An 18,345-nucleotide genomic window follows, 5' to 3' on the forward strand; every position below is an offset into this window, starting at 1 on the left:
CGGTAACCGCAACCGGCTGACCTCGAAGAACGACCCAAATCGAGGGTCTTCGACCCGCTCACCCTCTTCCCTCCCTGCCCTGTCGGCACCCGTTCCGGGTGGCCGTCACGGCACCCCCTTGCCTTCCTACGAACACACACAGTCACCAGGAGATGTGAGATGAACAGCGCCTCACTGGACCGCAACAGGCTGATGTTCCACGCGCTGGAGGCCGCAGAGATGGGCTTCCACGTGTTCCCTCTGCGCCCTGGTACCAAGCGTCCCGCGCTGCACAGCGAGACGCGGTGCCCGCGTACCAGCGTGTGCCGTGATGGTCACCAGAAGCCGGAGCAGCGCGCCACGACCGACGCGAATGTGATCCGGCAGTGCTGGGCGGCTGGAGCGTTCAACATCGGTATTGCCACCGGACCGAGCGGGCTGGTCGTGATCGACCTCGACACCCGCAAGTCACCCGAGGACGTGCCTCCACAGAGCTGGAGCCGGGAGGGGGTGCGCGACGGGCATGACGTGTTCACCATCGTCTGCGCGGACGCGGGTGAGCCCGTTCCGTGGGAGACACGGACCATCCGCACCGCGCGAGGCGGGACGCATCTGTACTTCCGTGAGCCGTCCGCTGTGGAACTGCGCAACACCGAGGGCGAGCACGGCAACGGACTCGGCTGGAAAGTCGACACCCGCGCGCACGGTGGCTACGTCGTCGCGCCCGGTTCGATCACCCCGGACGGCGAGTATTGGCTGACCGAGGACGTCGCGCCTGCCGAACTGCCCATCTGGTTGGTCCAGGCCCTCACTCCCAAGCCGCGTACGGCCGTCTCAGCGCCTGTTGTAGTGGCCGCTGAGCAGTTGCCGGGCTACGTCACGGCCGCACTGAACGGTGAGTGCGACAAGGTTTCTGCGGCGCAACCAGGCACGCACGACATGACCGCGTTCGTCGCTGGAATCGCACTCGGTCAGCTCGTCGGTGCCGGGCTGCTCCCCTCGGCTACAGCAGAGGCGCGTCTCGTCGCAGCGGCAGCGCACATGATCAGTGACAGGTGCGACTGCACCGAAGCGAAGGTGCGCCGCAGCATCCAGAACGGCATCCGTGCGGGAGCGTCCCGCCCGCGACGTGTGCCGGCCGAATCGGTCGCGACGACCGCGCCCCTGTTCGCCGAGCGGGGTGCGGCATGAGCGACACCCACAACGGCGCTGAGGTGCTGGACGCGGTGCGGGCGTTCCTGTCCCGGTTCAACGCGTTCCCCGATGAGCACTGCGCCCCGATGCTGGCGCTCTGGTACGCGCACACCTGGGCGGCCGAGCACTTCTACGTCACGCCCCGGCTCGTGCTGTCCAGCGTCGAACCGGGTTCCGGCAAGACACGGGCGCTGGAGGTGGCACGCCACCTCGTGAAAGCACCGGAGATGACGTTCTCCGCGACGTCGGCCGCGCTGTTCCGCATGGTCGGCGCAGGCCCGATCTCCATCCTGTTCGACGAGGTGGACGCGATCTTCGACGCCAAGGGGTCAGGGAACGAAGACCTGCGCGCACTACTGAACGCGGGCTACAAGCGGTCTGCGATGGTCGCCCGCTGCAAAGGCGATGCGAACAACATGATGATCGAGCGGTTTCCGGTCTACGCGCCTGCCGCACTGGCGGGTATCGCCGGACGGATGCCCGCGACCATCACCACGCGCGCCATCACCATCCACATGCGCCGACGTCGAGTCGACGAGAAAGTGGACGCGTTCCGCGAACGGCGGGTGGAAGTCGAGTCCGAACCGATCCGCGACGCGCTCGCAACGTGGATGGAATGCGTCGGCGAACGGGTCGGCGCGGCCGTGCCGGAGATGCCCGAGGGTGTCACCGACCGGCCTGCCGAAATCTGGGAACCGTTGCTCGCGATCGCGGATGTTGCCGGAGGGCACTGGCCGGACACCGCTCGTGCGTCGTGCGTGCATTTCGTGACGACCGCGAACGCCACGCCGACCTCTCCCGGTATCCGGCTACTGGCAGACCTGCGGACGATTTTCAACGAACGCAACGTCCTGCGGATGAGCACCGTGGAAATCCTCGCCGTGCTGCACAGCATGGACGAGGCCCCGTGGGGAGACCTCTACGGAAAGCCGCTCACCGCGCGCGGACTGGCCTCCGAGCTGGGTGTCTACGGAGTCAAGGTCACGCCGTACAAGAGCAATAACAAGACGTTCAAGGGCTACGTGGTCGAGGGGCAAACCGGACTCGGCGACGCATGGGCACGCTATCTGCCTGCCGAGGTATCCACCGCATCGCCGGAAGGGCTCTGACATGGACGAGAACGACCGGACGTCTGTCGAGTACATCGTGTTGACGGTGGAGCAGGCGGCAAAGCGACTCAACATCGGCCGGACGCTCATGTACGAGCTGGTCAGCAATGGCGAGGTGGAGTCGGTGCACATCGGCCGCCTGCGCCGCATTCCTTTGGACGCGCTTACGAGGTACGTCGCAAAGCTCATGTCCAGCACGCCCAGCCCGGAAGCTGCGTAGGAGGGGGAACCATGGGACGCAAGTCGAATGGCGAGTCGAGCATCTACGAAGGTTCTGACGGCTACTGGCACGGGCGCGTCACGGTCGGAACAAAGGATGATGGCAGTCCCGATCGACGGCATGTGCAGGCCCTAACGCGGCCGGAGGTTGCGAAGAAGGTTGCCAAGCTCGAACAAGAGCGCGACGCGGGCAAAGTTCGTAAGACCGGCAAAGCCTGGACGGTCGAGAAGTGGCTGAACCATTGGCTGGAGAACATAGTTGCCCCGCCTGCTATCACTGAGAACGCATTCAGCGCTTACGAGGTCGCGGCACGCGTGCATCTCATCCCCGGCATCGGCAAGCATCGGATCGACAAGCTCGAACCGGAACACCTGGAGAAGTTCTACCGAAAGATGATCCGCGAAGGCGCGAAGTCGTCGCGTGCTCACCAGGTGCACCGGACGATCCGAGCGGCGCTGAACATCGCCGTGCGACGTAAGCACATCACCGAGAACCCGGCATTGCTCGCGCATGCTCCCAAGATCGAGGATTTCGAGGTCGAGCCCTACACCGTGGACGAGGTCAAGAAGCTGCTTGAAGCGGCGCAGGCACGGCGCAACAGCGCGCGATGGGCAATCGCACTCGCGCTCGGTTTGCGCCAGGGTGAGGCTCTTGGCCTGCGATGGGCAGACGTCAATCTCGATGTCGGCACGCTGAACGTGCGTCGTAGCCGTCTGCGTCCTCGGTGGAAGCACGGGTGCGCTGACTCCTGCGGTCGCAAGCTCGGTGGTCATTGCCCTCAGCGGGTGCCCCTGCGGAAGGAGACGGCCGGTACGAAGTCACGAGCGGGTACGCGCGGGATCGGCCTACCTGACGAGCTTGTGACGTTGCTGGAGCAGCACAGGGCCACGCAGGGCAGGGAGCGGCAGCGCGCGGCGCAGCTCTGGACGGAGAGCGGCTATGTGTTCACCACGCCGACCGGTGGCCCCTTGAATCCGCGCACGGACTACACCGAGTGGAAGAGGCTGCTGAAGGCCGCAGGTGTCCCGGACGGTCGGCTGCACGATGCTCGGCACACGGCCGCGACGGTGCTGCTGTTGCTCGGCGTCGCCGAGCGGACGGTGATGGGGATCATGGGCTGGTCGAACACGGCGATGGCTGCCAAGTACCAGCACATCACGGCAGCGATCCGGCGAGACGTCGCTCAGCGCGTCGGTGGGCTGCTCTGGAGGCCTGCCGAGGCGGCCGACGAATCGGGCGACGAGGACGGCACGGCAGCGGTACCGGTTCCGGCCTAGCGGCCACAACTGAGACGACAATTGAGACTAGATGACAGAGCCCCGATCACCTGTGGTGGTGATCGGGGCTCTGACCTGCGGTGGCGGTGGGATTTGAACCCACGGAGGGTTGCCCCTCACACGCTTTCGAGGCGTGCTCCTTCGGCCGCTCGGACACGCCACCGCTAAGAACAATACAAGACGAAGGCCATCGACTTAACGCTGCCCCCGGAAGAACGATTCGAGCAGGTCAACGCACTCGGCCTCGAGCACACCGCCGCGCACCTCGGGCCGGTGGTTGAGTCTGCGGTCCCGCACCACGTCCCAAAGCGACCCCACAGCCCCGGTTTTGGGCTCCCATGCGCCGAAGATCACACGGGACACGCGCGCGAGCACTAGGGCCCCGGCGCACATCGTGCAGGGCTCGACGGTCACCGCCAGGGTGCAGCCGTCCAACCGCCACCCGTCGCCGAACTCCGCGGCGGCGGCGCGGAGGGCCAGGATCTCGGCGTGCGCGGTGGGATCACCGAGTGCCTCACGCGCGTTGCACGCGGAGGCCAGCGCGGAACCGGACGGTGAGAACACGACGGCACCGATGGGCACGTCGGCACCCGAATCACGCGCAACGCGAAGCGCCGCGCGGATCATGTCCTCATCAGACGGCAACGTCACGCCTGAATGGTGTCCAGGAGCTTGACGAACTCGTCGCCGAACCCGACCCGCTGCGCGATCATCTGGAGCTGCTCGTCGGGGTAGAGGTCGACCTCGTCCACGATGATCTGCAGCTCGTGCGACGGCATGCCTAGGTCGGCGAGCACCGAGAGATCACCCTCGGGCCACAGCTCGTTGTCCTCTTCGTCGGGTGGTTCGACGCGGAGCAGGTCCAGCACGTCGGCCGCGATGTCGTAGTCCAGCGCGGCGGCGGCGTCGGACAGCAGCAGCGCGACTCCGCCTGGCACCGGCCTCAGGATGATGAAGAACTCGTCGTCGACGGCGAGAAGTCCGAAGAACGCTCCCGTCGATCGCATCTGACGCAGCTGGGTGATCGCCGCATCGAGCTCGGACAGCGCGGAACTGTCCATCCTGCTGCACCGCCAACGGCCGTCCTCTCGGACCACCGCCACCGCGAAGCCGTTGACCGGCTCCTGCTCCGTCATGGTCACACCGTAGGGGTCGGACGACCTTCCCGGTAGCTGAGCCCCCGCACATCGCGTGACGGCTGTCACTATCGAGTCATGAGCACAACCACGACGGATCCCCGGTTCACCGGCCTGCTCGAGGCCGCCCGCGCGCTGCAGCCCCGCACGGTGGCGCTCCGGCGGCAGATCCACAAGCACCCCGAACAGGGGCTGAAGCTGCCGAACACCCAGGCTTCGGTGTTGCACGCGCTGGAGGGGCTGCCGTTGCACGTGACCACGGGGAAGTCGACGACGTCGGTCGTCGCGGTGCTCGACGGTGAGGAGCCCGGACCGACGGTGCTGCTGCGCGGCGACATGGACGCGCTGCCACTCCAGGAGGCGACGGGGCTCAACTACTCGTCCGAAGTGGACGGCTCGATGCACGCCTGCGGGCACGACACGCACGTGGCGATGCTGGCGTCGGCGGCGCGGCTGCTCGCGGACCGCAAGGGCGCGTTGAAGGGCAAGGTCGTGTTCATGTTCCAGCCGGGCGAGGAGGGCTTCCACGGCGCCCGCTTCATGCTGGACGAGGGTCTGCTGGACGTGGCGGGGCGGCCGGTGGAGAAGGCGTTCGCGCTGCACATCACGTCGACGCTGCGCAGCGGTGTGGTGACGTGCAGGCCGGGGCCGATCATGGCGAGCGCGGACACGTTCCACGTGCACGTGAAGGGGCGTGGCGGGCACGGTGCGATGCCGCACGACGCGCTGGACCCGGTGCCCGCGGCGGCGGCGATGGTGGGTGCGCTGCAGACGATGGTCGGCAGGCGGGTGAGCGTGCACGCGCCCGCGGTCGTGACGGTCGCGCACCTCAAGGCGGGCACGACGACCAACATCATCCCGGAGACGGCGACGCTCGAGGGCACGATCCGGACGTTGTCCGAGGCCACCCGCGGCCTGGTCCACAAGGAGCTCAAGCAGGTCGTCAAGCACACGGCCGCCGCGTACGGCTGCCACGCCGAGGTCAGCATCGTGCCCGGATATCCGGTCACGGTGAACGACGACCGCGTCGGGCAGCACGTCGTCGACCTGGCCGCCGAGTCGATGGGCGCGCGGTGGAGCGAGCCGATGACGGACCCGCTGATGGGTGCCGAGGACTTCTCGTACGTGCTGCAGAAGGTGCCGGGCGCGCTGGCGTTCCTCGGGGCCTGCCCGCGCGGTGTCGATCTGGCCGAAGCGGCGCCGAACCACTCCAACCGCGTGCTGTTCGACGAGGCCGCGATGGAGCACGGCGTCGCGACGTATGCGGCGTTCGCACTGGACGCTCTCCGGTGAGAGCAGAATGTCTCGTGTGCGAGACGTGTGCGTGGTCGGACTGGGACTGATCGGCGGCTCCGTGCTGCGCGCCGCGAAGGCGGCGGGGCGGACGGTCTGGGGCGCGGCCGAGCTGGCGGACGCGGTGAAGGCCGAACAGGACGGCTTCACCGTGTTCCCGCTCGACGAGGCACTCGCGAAGGCGAGAGACGAAGACGCGCTCGTGGTGCTCGCCGTCCCGCTGCCCGCGGTGCCGGACGTGCTGCGCAAGGTCCGTCCCGGCACCCGGCTCACCGACGTCACGAGCGTCAAGGGGCCGGTCTCCGACGCCGTCCACCGGTACGCGCCGGAGGCCAGGTTCGTCGGCGGCCACCCCATGTCCGGCACGAGCCGCAGCGGCTGGGAAGCGGGCCGGGCGGACCTGTTCCGCGGCGCCGCGTGGGTGGTCACGCCCGAGCAGCTGGACGACGTGCTGATCGACGTGATCACGCTGGCGCTCGACACGGGTGCGCACGTCGTGCCGACGACGCCGGAGGAGCACGACGCGGCGGTCGCCCGGATCAGCCACCTGCCGCACGTCATGGCGGCGGTGCTCGCGGCGGTCGGCGCGGACGGCGGGCCGCTGGCGCTCGCGCTGGCGGCGGGCAGCTTCGGTGACGGCACGCGGGTCGCGGGCAGCAGGCCGGAGCTGGTGCGCGCGATGTGCGAGGGCAACAGGGACGCGCTGCTCGGCGCGGTCGACGACGCGCTGGGCAGGCTCGGCGCGGCCCGCGGTTCGCTCGCCAGCACCGGTGGGCTCGCGAAGACCATCGACGCTGGTCACCAGGCCCGCCAGCAGCTGGTCACCCAGCCGGACCGGACGCCGCTGACGATCGACCTGACCGCGCCGGAAGCACTGGACGCGCTCAGGAGCCTTGGCGCGCGTGGCGGCCGGATCATTGCTCTGAACGGCACAACCGCGAAAGCGGAAACCTCGTAGGGTCGCCGGGTGGATCGACGGAAAATCGCCGCCGTCGCCGGTGGGCTCGTGCTCGTGACCGCCACTGCTGTCGTGCTGCGCCTGGAGAGCACCCCGCAAGGCCTGCAGAAGTTCGTCGACCCTTCAGTCGAGCTGGTCGCCGCGCCCGAGCCGGAGAAGCCGGTCAACGCGCGCACGTCCGCACTCGAACCGGACACCCTGCAACTCGCCTGGGCGGGCAACTCCGACGCCTACGAGGTGCGCTGGGGCGACCACTCGCAGCTGGTCAGCGCGGCGGAGGCCGAGCTGACCGGGCTCGTGCCCGACCAGTCGGTCGACGTCGAGATCCGCAGCGTGAACCCGGTCGGCAAGCGGTCGGACCCGCTCGTCGTGGACGCCGTCCCGCGGCAGGTGCACGCCGACCACGGGTCGGGCAAGCTCAACCAGCCGATCGACCGGTTCGACGGCCCGGAGAGCCTCGACCCGCGCCAGTGGCGGGTGCTCGGCGACCCGGCGTGCCTCGGGCTGAGGCCGTTCGGCGCGGGCAAGCGCCTCGACGTCAGCTGCTCCACCTCCCTGCAGTCGAACCGGCCGCTGCGGCTCGCCGTGCCGGACGACGAGGGCGTGGTCGGCCGCGTGATGCTGACGGCCGCAGGCGGCGACGAGAGCTCCATCAAGCTCCAGCTGCTGCCCGAGCCGCTGCACGACGCGATGCCCCTGGTCGACCCCGTGCAGGGCATGGTGCAGCTCGAGCTCACCAGCCAGGGCACGCGGCTGCGCGCGGACCCGATCCTCCCGCTCACCGAGAAGCTGATCCCGCTGGGTGACTCCCCGGCGACCGGGCTCGCACCGGAGGCGCGGCATCGCTGGGAGGTGCGCATCCTCAAGGACGCGGTCATCGCGCTGCGGGACGGCGTGGTCGTCGCGGCCGAGGCGGTCACCGTGCCGTGGACCGTCGCCCGCCCGCGGATCCTGGTGGACAAGCAGGCGATGCTGGACTCGTTCGGCATCGGCGGCGTGCCGGAACGCGAGATCCCGGCGAGCCGCGTGGGTCTCGGCGAGGGCACCGACCTCGGCAAGGTGCCGAGCCAGCAGCTCGACGACGCGGTGGCCGCGCGCCTGGTGCTCGCGGTCGCGCCCGAGGCGAAGGGGCCGGTGACCGTCGACTACGGCGGCCTCCCGCTCACCACCAAGGAGATGAACACCGTCGATCCGAGGTACGTGTACGTCGACGTGCCGCTGAACCGCAGGGAGCCGGCCGTCCGCACGAACGTGCCGATCCTGATGTCGTCGCTGATCCTCACGCACAAGCCCGGCGCGCGACCGGGCCCGCTGCCCCGCCTGTCCGACCACCAGCCCGCCGCCAACTCGGTGCCGCCCAAGGTGAAGGCCGTGCACGACTCCGGGATCGAGCCCGCGACGCAGTTCCCGCGCACCGGCCGGGTGCTGATCACCGCCGAGGTCGCCAACGGCAACCACGAGGGCATCGAGCTGGAGATCGACGGCAAGCGCCTGCTGACCCTGCCGACGACCGAGGACGGTCCCGCCGCCAGGGGCAGGCACGAGATCTGGGTGAAGACCACCGACTACTCACCCGGCGGCCACCGGGTGAAGCTGACCGTTCTGCCGCCGGATCATGGCGAACCCGTTACCACCGAAACCGTGTTCGAGGTGCGGGAAACGTCTTAGCTTGGCCCCATGGACCGCCGCCGGGTCGTCATCGTCGCCGCCGCTGTGGCGCTGGTCGGCGGTGTCGTCATCCTGCGCACGGTCGGTGCGGGCGACGACCTGAAGCAGCCCAAGAAGCCGCCGCCGACCGCGCTGACGGCGTACGCGGTGGACGGTGTGCTGATCCCGAGTACCAAGGACCGGCCGCACTCGCCGGCCAACCCGGTGACGAGCCCCGGCCACCACCGGCTGAAGGTGCGCTGGGACGGCGACGCGCCGGGCTACGAGGTGCGCTGGGGCGGCAACGTCCGGTTCGTGACCAGGCAGGCGATCCAGCTCGACGGGCTGGAGAACGAGAAGGAGCAGCAGCTCGAGATCCGCGCCGTCGACGCGTTCGGCCAGCGCTCCGAGCCGGTCACCGCGAAGGGCACGCCGCGCGCGGACAACGCCCAGTACGCGTTCGTGGACCGCTTCGACGGCCCCAACTCCCCTGATCCAACGCGCTGGCGGTTCGCGAAGCGCACGGACTGCGCGCGGGCGACCCCCGGCGACGGTGACGACCACCAGCGGCTCGTGGTCAGCAGCAACTGCGCGACGAACGTGGTGTCGCTGCGGTCGCGCGCGCCGTTCGTTCGGGCGGAGGAGAGCCGGTTCGTCGTCGAGACGGACGCGCCGAACAGCGGTGGCCAGCTGCTGCTCGACCTGGTGCCGGGGCCGGTGAGCATCCAGCCGGACGAGGTGCTGCCGCAGGCCGTGCGACTGGCCGTCACGACGGACGCCTCGGGGAACTCGCTGGTCGAGCTGTTCCCGAACGGCACGTCGAAGTCGCTCCCGCAGGCGCCGCCCGGTCTGAGCTCGCGCTGGGAGCTGGTGATCACGCCGAGCGGGATCCGGGCGGAACGCGACGGCCAGGTCGTCGCGACGTCGCCGTTCGTGCCGCCGTGGCAGGAGGCGACGGCGCTGGTCGGCGTCGCCGCGCTGGCGGGTGACCGGACCCGCGCGGGCATCGACCTGGTCGGGTTCCGCGGTGGTGCGACGAAGCCGCCGGAGCTGGGTCCGACGCCGGACCTGAACGTCGACGTCAACATCCCGCGGCCGGCGCCGGAACCGAAGCTGCCCGGTGTCAGCGGTGGCCACCTGCGGCTGGTGATCGTCCCGGCCGAGGCGATGGACCCGAACATGAAGGTGCTGTTCGGCGGCGCCGAGGTGACGCTGCGGCCCGCGTTGCCCGGCATCGAGTGGCAGGCGGGCATCGAGTACCCGGCGATCGCCGACCTGCCGCCCGAGGCGATCACCGAGCCCATCAGGGCCTCGCTGACCTCCGCGACACGCGTGCAGGTCACGCACGCCGACGTGGAGCTGACACCCACTCCCGGTTCCAGCCACCCGCCGCCGTCGACCCCCACTGAGCCGCTGAGCGGCCAGCACACGCGGCTCGCGCAGCCGCGAGCCGAACTGCTCGACGCGACCGCGCAGCCGGTCCCGCAGGGCGAGGGGCTGGCGCGCGGACGGCTCGTGCTCGAGGTGCGGATGGACTCGCTGGCCAGCGCGGTCTCCGGGCTCGCGGGGTTCGACGTGCGGATGGACGACACGCGCATCGCCACCGTCGCGACCGCGGCGGACGGACCGGGCGTCGGAGGCCGGTGGCGGATCTCACTGAACACCTCGACGCTGTCCACGAGCCCGCACACCATCGAGATCAGAGCCTTCAGCACCGATTCAGAGACCCCGACCGAGTCCGCACACGTTTCCTTCGTGCTGAAGCCCTGATCCAGCAAGATGGGATGCATGCCGCGCCCACTGATCCTCGACGCCACCCGGACCCCGTTCGGCCGCTACCGCGGCGGGCTGGCCGGCATCCGGGTCGACGACCTCGCCGCACTGCCGATCGTCGAACTGCTGCGCAGGCACGACCGGCTCGATCCCGCGCGCGTCGACGACGTGCTGCTGGGCAACACGAACGGTGCCGGTGAGGAGAACCGGGACGTCGCGCGGATGGCCGTGCTGCTGGCGGGCATGCCTGCCACGGTGCCGGGCGTGACGCTGAACCGGCTGTGCGCGTCGGGCGGTGAGGCGATCATCCAGGCCTCGCGGACGCTGGCGGCCGGTGACGCGGACCTGCTGATCGCGGGCGGCGTCGAGGGCATGTCGCGCGCACCGTTCGTGACCGCGCGGCCGGAGAAGGCGTTCCCGGACCGGCTCGAGACCGTGTCGACGGCGCTGGGCTGGCGGCTGGTGAACCCGCGCATGCCGAAGCAGTGGACCGTGCCGCTCGGGCTCGCAGCCGAGCAGGTCGCGGTCGAGCTGGGCATCACGCGCGAGCAGATGGACACCTTCGCGCTGCGCTCGCACCGGCGTGCCGCGGCCGCGTGGGACGCGGGCGTGCACGAGGGGTTCGCGTTCTCCGTGCAGCTCGCGGACGGCGGGTGCGTGCGGCGCGACGAGTCGGTGCGGCCGGAGACGTCGCTGGACAAGCTGGGCAAGCTCAAGTCCGCGTTCTCCGACCACGGACCGGTGACCGCGGGCAACTCGTCGCCGCTGAACGACGGCGCGGCGGCCGTGCTGATGGGCACCGAGGCCGTCGCCGCCGAGCTCGGCGTCGAGCCGATCGCCGAGGTGCTGGGCAGCGCCGTGACCGCAGAAGAGCCGCACCGGTTCACGCTGGCGCCCGTCTCCGCGATCAGGAAGCTGCTGAAGCGGTTGCGCGTGCAGGCCGAGGACGTGGACCTCTGGGAGATCAACGAGGCGTTCGCGGCGATGGCGCTCTCGGTGCTGCACCACCTGCCCGAGGTGGACCGGGAGAAGGTCAACGTGCACGGCGGCGCGCTCGCCTACGGGCACCCGCTGGGCGCGTCGATGCCGCGCGTGATCGTCGACGTGGCGCGGCACCTGCGGGCACGTGGCGGTGGCCTCGGCATCGCGGCCGCGTGCGTCGGGGTCGGGCAGGGCGTCGCGGTGGCCGTTCGGGCCTAGCCGTGCTTCGAGTTGTCCACAGGGCTCGCTGCGGGCGTGAGTTGTCCACAGGGTCGGCTGTTCGCGCGCCGAATTGTCGGTGCTCGCTGGGAGAATGAAAGTCAGGGGTTCCCCCGGCGGGGACGCCTGCGCGAGCACGGCCCGAGCGGTTTCCGCCCGGCTAGTCTCCGGCTGTGCTGAGCGAACTCCTGCGCGCGGTCCCGCTGCCGCCGGGCCGGATCGTCCACGCCACCGAGGGTGCGCCCGCGTTCTGGCTCAGCGACGACCCCGTCGACGCCGCCCTGTGGCGACGACTGGACCACGACGGGCTGTGGCCGCTCGTGCTGACCACGTCCGAGGTCGACGATCCGGGCCGTCCGTGGGCGTCCGGCGAGGTCTGGCACGCCGGGAACACCGCACCCGAGAACCACGACCCCGAGCAGCTGATGGCCGGCTGGTGGCACGGCCTGGCCGAGCCTGATCCCGACGAGGAAGAACTGGTCACCGATCCGTTCGGCAGGCAGTGGCCTGGGCTCGCTCCCCCACACCCGCAGCGGCACGACCCCGGCGAGGCGGCCTCGCGGCTGGCGGAGAGCCTGATGACCGAACGGGCGCGGCTGGGTCTGGTCGCAGCGCGGCGCGGATCCGACGCGCTGGTGGCGATGGGGTGGAAGGGGCCGACCAACTACGTCAGCGACATCGGCAGGCTCGCCTCGGTGCTGCGGTCGTGGGAGGACCGGTTCGGCGCGCGCGTGGTCGGGCTGGAGAGCCACGCGTTGCTGCACGTGAGCGTGGCCGCGCCGCCGGTGGACCACGAGCAGGCGCTGCGGGTCGCGGCCGAGCACTTCACGTTCTGCCCGGAGAACGTCCGCACCAGCTCGACCATCGGCGACTACGCCGAAGAACTCGTCGGCAGCACCGAATGGGGATTCTGGTGGGACTAGGTCAGATGCGGCGGGAGATCGTCGGGTAGTCGACGACGATGCCGGTCGCGTCGACGGTGATGTCCTGGTCGAACTCGCCGCTGGTGAAGTTGACGACCGACCCGGTGTCGCCGACGGACACCGTGCGGTAGCTCTGCCGCACCGCGCTCACCGTCAGGTCCGGCAGGGTCACCTTCACGACGGGCAGGTCGTGCTCGCCCGGCTCGCGGTGCAACCCGAGCCTGCGGATCGGGATCGCGTTGAACAGCACGGAGAACTGCACGTCCACGTCCAGCGCGCCGTCGAACGTCGCGCGTTCGGCGCCCTTGCCGTGGTCGACGAGCCACGCGCCGTCCTCGCTGCGGGCGATGGAGACCTGACGCTCCTCCTCGACCGTGGCCGTGCGCAGCAGCACCCGTTTCACCTGGCCACCCTCACCGACGGACAGCTCGAAGGAAGCGCTGAACTGCTCCCTCGGCCCCGCGGCGACGAGTCTGCCGGACGCGCGGAGCCGTTTGTCCGGCGAGAGCAGGAGTCTCACCTGCTCCAGCCGCGGCTCGGCGTAGCCCTGCCAGGTGACCATTTCGGGCCTGCGTGCGGCAGGACGGGCCTCCCCGCTGGGGGCGACCCGTTCGGCCGTGTTCGAGGAGTTCACTCACCCACCCGGAAGAATGTCCTTGATCTTGTCGGCGACCGACTCGATCTGCTCTTCATGACCGAACTTGCCCGCGACCGCCTTGGCTGCCGCGTCAACGCCCTGGTCGACCTTCTCGTGGTGCTCCTCGGCCAGGTCCATCGCCTTGTTCTTGATCTCGTCGAAGTTCATCGGTGCTCCCTCGCACTCCTGTCGCAGGGTACCGGACCGGTTCCCCGTCACGGCTGGCCAAATCACGCTACAGCCGCCTGGACAACTCGGCTCGATGCCGGTGATGATGGCCGCGCCGCCGCCTGGTCGGCCGCATCCGCGCGGCCAGAACCAGGAGGAACGCCACATGTCACGGCTCGTGCGCCGGATTCTTCCGGTTGTGCTGCTAGTGCCATTCGTTGTCACCGCTCCAGCGGACGCCACCCCTGGAGCACCGAAGTTCTCGACCACGACGGTCGCCACGTCCGTCGCGGCCCGCAGCGACCGCAGGCCGGTGGCCGGTGGGCTGTACGACGCGAAGGTGCGCAAGACCTTCATCTCGTGGGCCGGCAAGTACGAGGACAACTTCGTCCAGGCCTACGACCACCGCAGCTCCGCGTGGTCCACGCCGGTGCGGGTCGCCGACGGCGACTCCGACTCGCACAACTACCCCACGATGATCCAGGCACCCGACGGGCACCTGCTCGTCTTCCGCGGCATGCACAACATCGAGCTGCGGATGTCCCGCTCGCCGCAGGCGCACTCCGCCGAAGGCACGTGGACCGAGACACTGGTCTCCAAGAACGCCGCCACGTACCCGATGCCGTTCGTGACCCGCGACGGCACGATCTACGTCTTCTACCGGGAGACCTCGCGCGACCTCGACCCGACGAAGCCGACCGACACCAGGCCGATGCTCTACATGGTGTCCAAGGACAGCGGCAAGACGTGGAAGAGCTCCAAGGACATCACCGGTGACGAGTTCGCGATCGGCTCGACCAGCCGTGCGGACAACATGAACGAGATCTACATCGGCCAGCTGCGGCAGGAGCGCAACGGCCGGGTGCGGATCGTCTACACGCTCGCCGGTGGCGGCACCGAGGGCCATCTGCACGACCGGTACCACCGCAACATCTACTACGCCTGGTTCGACCCGAGGAACCTGCACTTCTACTCGGTGACCGGACGCGATCTCGGCACCCAGATCGACGACGCGGACCAGGAGAAATATCTGAAGGTCGCGGAGACCCCGCTGACGCTGCCGAACGCCGTGAAGTCGCCGGACTACATCCAGCTCGTCGGCACCACGCTGGGCCAGAAGCCGTTCCTGCTGTGGTTCACGGGCGACCCGGACAAGGGCCCGCTGCACAACTACATGTCCACTTGGAACGGTCGCAGGTGGGAGACGACCGAGGTGGCGCGCGGCCTGCGCACCAGGGACATGGAGCAGCTGGACCCGTTGACGTGGCGGGTGTACGCGACGGAGGACGGCAAGCCGAACGTCAACACCTACATCGTGCGCTGCGGGAAGTGGACGCCGGAGACGGTGATCCCGACCGCGAAGCCGGTGCAGCGCGTGGAGATCCTGGAGAACTTCCGCGATCCGGTGCGAGCGTTGTTCTCCGGCGCGTCGAGCGACCGCGACGTGTCCATTGCGGACGGTGACATCACCGTGGCGGGCTTCGCACGCCGTTAGAAACGCAGAAGAACGCCCCCTGAGCCGGCGCGGGCTCAGGGGGCGTTCGCTTCAGTCGACTTCGGACCGAAGATCAGTGGGTCAGGCGCTGGCCTTCTTGCGGCGCAGGAAGAACAGCGCACCGGCGCCCGCGCCCAGCAGGCCGAGGCCGATGCCGAGCGGGACGAAGATCGACGCACCCGTGCTGGCCAGGTCGTCGTCGTTGCCGCCGCCACCCGGCGCGGGGGCCGGCTTGGTGGTGGTCGTGGTCGTCGGCGTCGTCGGCGTGGTGGACGGCGTCGAGCTCGGCGTGCTCGGCTGCGTCACGACCGGAGCGGCGACCCACTTGGCGGCCGCGTCGGCGTCGACGGTGACCTTCGACGGGGCCGCGACGATCAGCGACTGCGTCTTCTTGTCGTTGCCCGGCTCGCTCTGGACGAACAGGCGGCCCTTCTCCAGGGTGGCGTTCACCTCGAGCGCGAACTTCGCCTCACCGGCGGCCGCGTCCTGCGGGACGTTCACGAAGAACTCGGTGACCTTGTCACCGGGAGCCGCGGCACCCTTGAGCTCGGCGTCGTTGACCTGCTCGAGCGGCTTGCCGTCCTTGTCGGTGATGGTGACGCCCTTGGGCAGCTTGCCCTTCACCTTGACCTGGTCGGCCGTCGTGCTGACGGTGAACGGGCCGATCTTCTCGCCCGCCTTGCCCTCCTTGAAGGTCGGGTCGACCTTCAGCGTGGGCTCCGGCTGCACGTCGAGGCCGACGTTGTCCTTGCCGGTCAGGTACTCGTACAGCTTCACGACGTCGTCGTTGCCCGTGCGGTCCGCGTCGAGCTTGGCGCCGTCGCTGAAGTGCCACACGGCGGCCTGCGTGCCCGCGATGGCTTCCTTCTGGTCCAGGTCGAGGCCCTTGATGATGTCCTTGGGCTTCTTCTCCGGGTAGGAGTTGTGCAGGATCCAGTTGATCTTCTCGCGGTTGCGGTCCGGGTTCTTGCGGAACAGCGAGTCCGTGTTCGGGTGCTGGTCCCACGGAACTTCCTTGAGCCCCAGGCTGTTCTTGAGGGGCGTCGGCAGCTCGACGCAGTACGCCTGGACCTTCACCTTCTCGCCGTCGATGACCTGGAGGCCGATGAGGCTCGTGTCCAGCTTGCCGTTCATGCCCTGGAGGTAGACGTCCAGGCCGTCCTGGCTGGCGCTGTTGTCCGGCTTCACCACGACCTCAGCCGTGGCGGGGAGTGCCGAGAGTGTCAATGCGACGGAGGCGCCGAGCAGTGCCGCGCCGATCCGCAACCGGGAAGCCATGGGTCTCCTTGCTCGCTGAAGTTAGCCCGAACGCATGAGAAAGTCGTGACCTGATCAGAGCGGCCGGTACCCCTACCAACACAGAACTGACAGGAAGCGAACCGCACGGTATCCGATCGGGTTACCCTCGATCGGGCAGGTCTCACGCTTCGCACACGAACGGCTACACCAGGGCAAATGAGACGCATTGGTCCACTATGGACGTCGCTGTACAGCGGCAGCGACCAGCGTTAACAGTCAACACAACTGGATTCGTTGCCGAACAGTTACATGTGGACAGACGCCGGACATGCGAAAGGGCGGCGGATCGGTGATCCGCCGCCCTTTGCGCGCCCGCGCCCCCGAAGAAGCGCGGGCGGAAGCAGTCTCAGCCTTCCGCCGGGACGTACTCGACGTCACCGAGGCCGGTCACGTCCTGCCCGTAGAACACGGCCGAGGACGGGATGCCCAGCCAAGCGGCGGAAACCATGGAGGCCGCGCCGTAGCCGATCGCGCCACCGCCGTTGTTCCACTGGTCGTTCAGCGCGTCCAGGGTCGGGGCCTGGTTCGGGGCGTCGTCGGCCTGAGCCGTACCGGCGCCGAGCATGCCGGCGATGGCCGCAACGGGGACGAGCGCGCCGAGGAGGGTCTTGCGCATTGGGGATTACTCCTTCAAAAGAACCCAGCAATCCATGCACGAGATGGGTTTCCGTGCAGTCGGCTTGGGGATGCGCAGAGATTTCATCGACCAAATGGAACGCCTGCAACCATAGACACGCCCTATCACCGCATCAGGGGACAGTGATCACCCGGACCAGTGAAAGATCGTTGTGCTCGTTAACGCCCGAAAGAGTTCACGCGACAAGTTCGGTCGCCGCGACCGGCCTGATGTCGCCGGGGCGCAGGGAAGTGCCGCGCAGGCACAGTTCCCGCGCGGCCGGTCGGTGGCCGGTGAGAATCCATTTCACGAGCGCCGCGAGCTGGTGCGCGATGAGCGGCGGAACCGCGTCGCCGACGTGCCGGTAGGCGTTGCCGAGTATCGAAACGTCGAACTTGAACGAACGCGGAAATCCCTGGAGAAGTGCCATTTCCCGGACCGTGCACAGGCGGTTCTGCACGGGGTGCGCGTACCGGCCGTTGCCGACGTGCGCGCATTCGCGCTTGATCGTGCGCGCGGGCTCGTCCCACCACATCCGCCCGTAGACGTCGGGGTGCGAACCCCACCGCCCGGCTTCGACGATCTTGAGCTGGGCGGGGTTGAGCAGCTGCTCGGTGTCCGGTGACCGGAGCAGGTCCGCCCACGAGCCGCCGTCCGCGGGGATCGCGCGCATGCGGTCCATCGTGCGGTCCTGGGTGAACCGCGGTGACACGTGGATCGGGTCTTCCGCGTGCGCCTCGCCCGCCTCGATCACGGGCAGCTTGCTGATCGCGCGGCGCACGGTGACCGCGTTCTCGCGGATCTCCCTGCCGTCCCACAGGTCTTCCATCGTGAGCAGCGGCAACCCGGTGTCGACGGCGACCATCAGCGACCGCTCGCGCAGCTGCGGCAGCCCGAAGCGGGAGAACATGTGCGTGTCGCCGCGCACCTGGTAGCCGATGCGGGTCAGCTCGTCCGCGAGCCGCTCGAAGTGGTGCCGCTGCTTGCCCTTGACGAGCTCGCGCGCGTTCTCCAGCAGCACGACCTTGGGCCGCAGCTCCTCTGCGTAGACGGCGATGCGCCCGACGAGCGAGTTGCGCGGGTCGTCGCGCAGGTGGTTGGCCGCGGTGATGCGGCTGAAGCCGGAGCACGGCGGGCACGCGAGCAGCACGTCGAGCTGGCCTCTGCGCAGGCCCCACACCTCGCGCAGGGCGGACGGCGACACGGTCGCGAGGTCGACCTCGAGCGGGTTGATCCCGATGTTCGCGTGGTAGGTGTCGTTGCAGCGCAAGGAGCCCAGTCGCGACGACGGCTTCCCGATCTGCGCATCGGCGGCCCCGACCACGCGGAAGTCCCGGTGGGCGTGGAAGCCGTAGCTCATGCCGCCGGCTCCCGAGAAGATGTCGGCCACCGTGTAGGACACGGCTTGATCGTACGGCTGC

18 protein-coding genes and 1 tRNA gene are annotated in these 18,345 nt (G+C 69.2%); 11 read left to right on the plus strand and 8 right to left on the minus strand.

The window, feature by feature from the left end:
- Nucleotides 1–159: 159 nt before the first annotated feature.
- The 4 genes from FKR81_RS15115 to FKR81_RS15130 are packed head-to-tail and all read left to right on the plus strand — an operon-like array spanning nucleotide 160 to nucleotide 3,779.
- Nucleotides 160–1,170: a bifunctional DNA primase/polymerase gene (locus tag FKR81_RS15115; RefSeq protein ID WP_146352336.1), complete on the plus strand. Its 1,011-nt coding sequence runs from the start codon at nucleotides 160–162 to the stop codon at nucleotides 1,168–1,170.
- Nucleotides 1,167–2,282, plus strand: coding sequence for a DUF3631 domain-containing protein (locus tag FKR81_RS15120; RefSeq protein WP_146352338.1), 1,116 nt, complete (start codon nucleotides 1,167–1,169; stop codon nucleotides 2,280–2,282). Before FKR81_RS15115 ends, FKR81_RS15120 begins: the two co-directional genes overlap by 4 nt.
- Nucleotide 2,283: 1 nt before the next feature.
- Complete coding sequence (locus tag FKR81_RS15125; RefSeq protein WP_146352340.1) at nucleotides 2,284–2,502, plus strand: excisionase family DNA-binding protein; 219 nt, start codon at nucleotides 2,284–2,286, stop codon at nucleotides 2,500–2,502.
- Nucleotides 2,503–2,513: 11 nt separating this feature from the next.
- Nucleotides 2,514–3,779 (plus strand): tyrosine-type recombinase/integrase, encoded by a 1,266-nt coding sequence (locus tag FKR81_RS15130; RefSeq protein ID WP_146352342.1) that lies wholly within the window; start codon nucleotides 2,514–2,516, stop codon nucleotides 3,777–3,779.
- Between the two features lie 78 nt (nucleotides 3,780–3,857).
- Here the strand turns inward: FKR81_RS15130 and FKR81_RS15135 are convergent.
- The 3 genes from FKR81_RS15135 to FKR81_RS15145 all read right to left on the minus strand — a co-directional run bounded on the left by FKR81_RS15135 (nucleotide 3,858) and on the right by FKR81_RS15145 (nucleotide 4,915).
- Nucleotides 3,858–3,942, minus strand: a tRNA-Ser gene (locus FKR81_RS15135).
- A 32-nt stretch (nucleotides 3,943–3,974) separates the two neighbouring features.
- Nucleotides 3,975–4,406, minus strand: coding sequence for a nucleoside deaminase (locus tag FKR81_RS15140; RefSeq protein ID WP_146352564.1), 432 nt, complete (start codon nucleotides 4,404–4,406; stop codon nucleotides 3,975–3,977).
- Nucleotides 4,407–4,426: 20 nt separating this feature from the next.
- On the minus strand, nucleotides 4,427–4,915 hold the full coding sequence (locus FKR81_RS15145; protein ID WP_146352344.1) for a tRNA adenosine deaminase-associated protein: 489 nt from the start codon (nucleotides 4,913–4,915) through the stop codon (nucleotides 4,427–4,429).
- Between the two features lie 78 nt (nucleotides 4,916–4,993).
- Here FKR81_RS15145 and FKR81_RS15150 point away from each other — a divergent pair, with 78 nt between their 5' ends.
- The 6 genes from FKR81_RS15150 (at nucleotide 4,994) to FKR81_RS15175 (ending at nucleotide 12,709) form a co-directional block, all read left to right on the plus strand.
- Complete coding sequence (locus FKR81_RS15150; protein WP_146352346.1) at nucleotides 4,994–6,208, plus strand: M20 metallopeptidase family protein; 1,215 nt, start codon at nucleotides 4,994–4,996, stop codon at nucleotides 6,206–6,208.
- A 7-nt stretch (nucleotides 6,209–6,215) separates the two neighbouring features.
- Entirely contained in the window at nucleotides 6,216–7,166 is a 951-nt protein-coding gene (locus FKR81_RS15155) for a prephenate dehydrogenase (RefSeq protein WP_235921554.1), read from the plus strand.
- A 9-nt stretch (nucleotides 7,167–7,175) separates the two neighbouring features.
- Complete coding sequence (locus FKR81_RS15160; RefSeq protein WP_146352348.1) at nucleotides 7,176–8,834, plus strand: fibronectin type III domain-containing protein; 1,659 nt, start codon at nucleotides 7,176–7,178, stop codon at nucleotides 8,832–8,834.
- A gap of 9 nt (nucleotides 8,835–8,843) precedes the next feature.
- Complete coding sequence (locus FKR81_RS15165; protein ID WP_146352350.1) at nucleotides 8,844–10,583, plus strand: hypothetical protein; 1,740 nt, start codon at nucleotides 8,844–8,846, stop codon at nucleotides 10,581–10,583.
- An 18-nt stretch (nucleotides 10,584–10,601) separates the two neighbouring features.
- Nucleotides 10,602–11,786, plus strand: coding sequence for a thiolase family protein (locus FKR81_RS15170; protein ID WP_146352352.1), 1,185 nt, complete (start codon nucleotides 10,602–10,604; stop codon nucleotides 11,784–11,786).
- A gap of 173 nt (nucleotides 11,787–11,959) precedes the next feature.
- Complete coding sequence (locus tag FKR81_RS15175; protein ID WP_146352354.1) at nucleotides 11,960–12,709, plus strand: DUF4253 domain-containing protein; 750 nt, start codon at nucleotides 11,960–11,962, stop codon at nucleotides 12,707–12,709.
- A 1-nt stretch (nucleotide 12,710) separates the two neighbouring features.
- Here FKR81_RS15175 and FKR81_RS15180 read toward each other — a convergent pair whose 3' ends face one another.
- Complete coding sequence (locus FKR81_RS15180) at nucleotides 12,711–13,343, minus strand: putative glycolipid-binding domain-containing protein (RefSeq protein WP_146352356.1); 633 nt, start codon at nucleotides 13,341–13,343, stop codon at nucleotides 12,711–12,713.
- Nucleotides 13,344–13,514 carry an antitoxin gene (locus tag FKR81_RS15185; RefSeq protein WP_146352358.1) on the minus strand — a complete coding sequence of 57 codons (171 nt, stop codon included), beginning with the start codon at nucleotides 13,512–13,514 and terminating at the stop codon, nucleotides 13,344–13,346.
- 199 nt (nucleotides 13,515–13,713) lie between these two features.
- Here FKR81_RS15185 and FKR81_RS15190 point away from each other — a divergent pair, with 199 nt between their 5' ends.
- Nucleotides 13,714–15,009: a BNR-4 repeat-containing protein gene (locus FKR81_RS15190; protein WP_186762982.1), complete on the plus strand. Its 1,296-nt coding sequence runs from the start codon at nucleotides 13,714–13,716 to the stop codon at nucleotides 15,007–15,009.
- An 81-nt stretch (nucleotides 15,010–15,090) separates the two neighbouring features.
- Here the strand turns inward: FKR81_RS15190 and FKR81_RS15195 are convergent, their stop codons facing one another.
- From FKR81_RS15195 to FKR81_RS15205, 3 genes are all read right to left on the minus strand, one after another.
- A complete protein-coding gene (locus tag FKR81_RS15195) occupies nucleotides 15,091–16,287 on the minus strand; it encodes a thioester domain-containing protein (RefSeq protein WP_146352568.1) in 1,197 nt (398 codons plus the stop codon).
- A gap of 367 nt (nucleotides 16,288–16,654) precedes the next feature.
- Nucleotides 16,655–16,924 carry a hypothetical protein gene (locus tag FKR81_RS15200; protein ID WP_146352362.1) on the minus strand — a complete coding sequence of 90 codons (270 nt, stop codon included), beginning with the start codon at nucleotides 16,922–16,924 and terminating at the stop codon, nucleotides 16,655–16,657.
- A gap of 196 nt (nucleotides 16,925–17,120) precedes the next feature.
- Nucleotides 17,121–18,326, minus strand: a complete 1,206-nt coding sequence (locus tag FKR81_RS15205; protein ID WP_235921555.1) for a DNA cytosine methyltransferase — start codon at nucleotides 18,324–18,326, stop codon at nucleotides 17,121–17,123.
- Nucleotides 18,327–18,345: the final 19 nt, after the last annotated feature.

It is taken from the genome of Lentzea tibetensis (assembly GCF_007845675.1).
Taxonomy (GTDB): domain Bacteria; phylum Actinomycetota; class Actinomycetes; order Mycobacteriales; family Pseudonocardiaceae; genus Lentzea; species Lentzea tibetensis.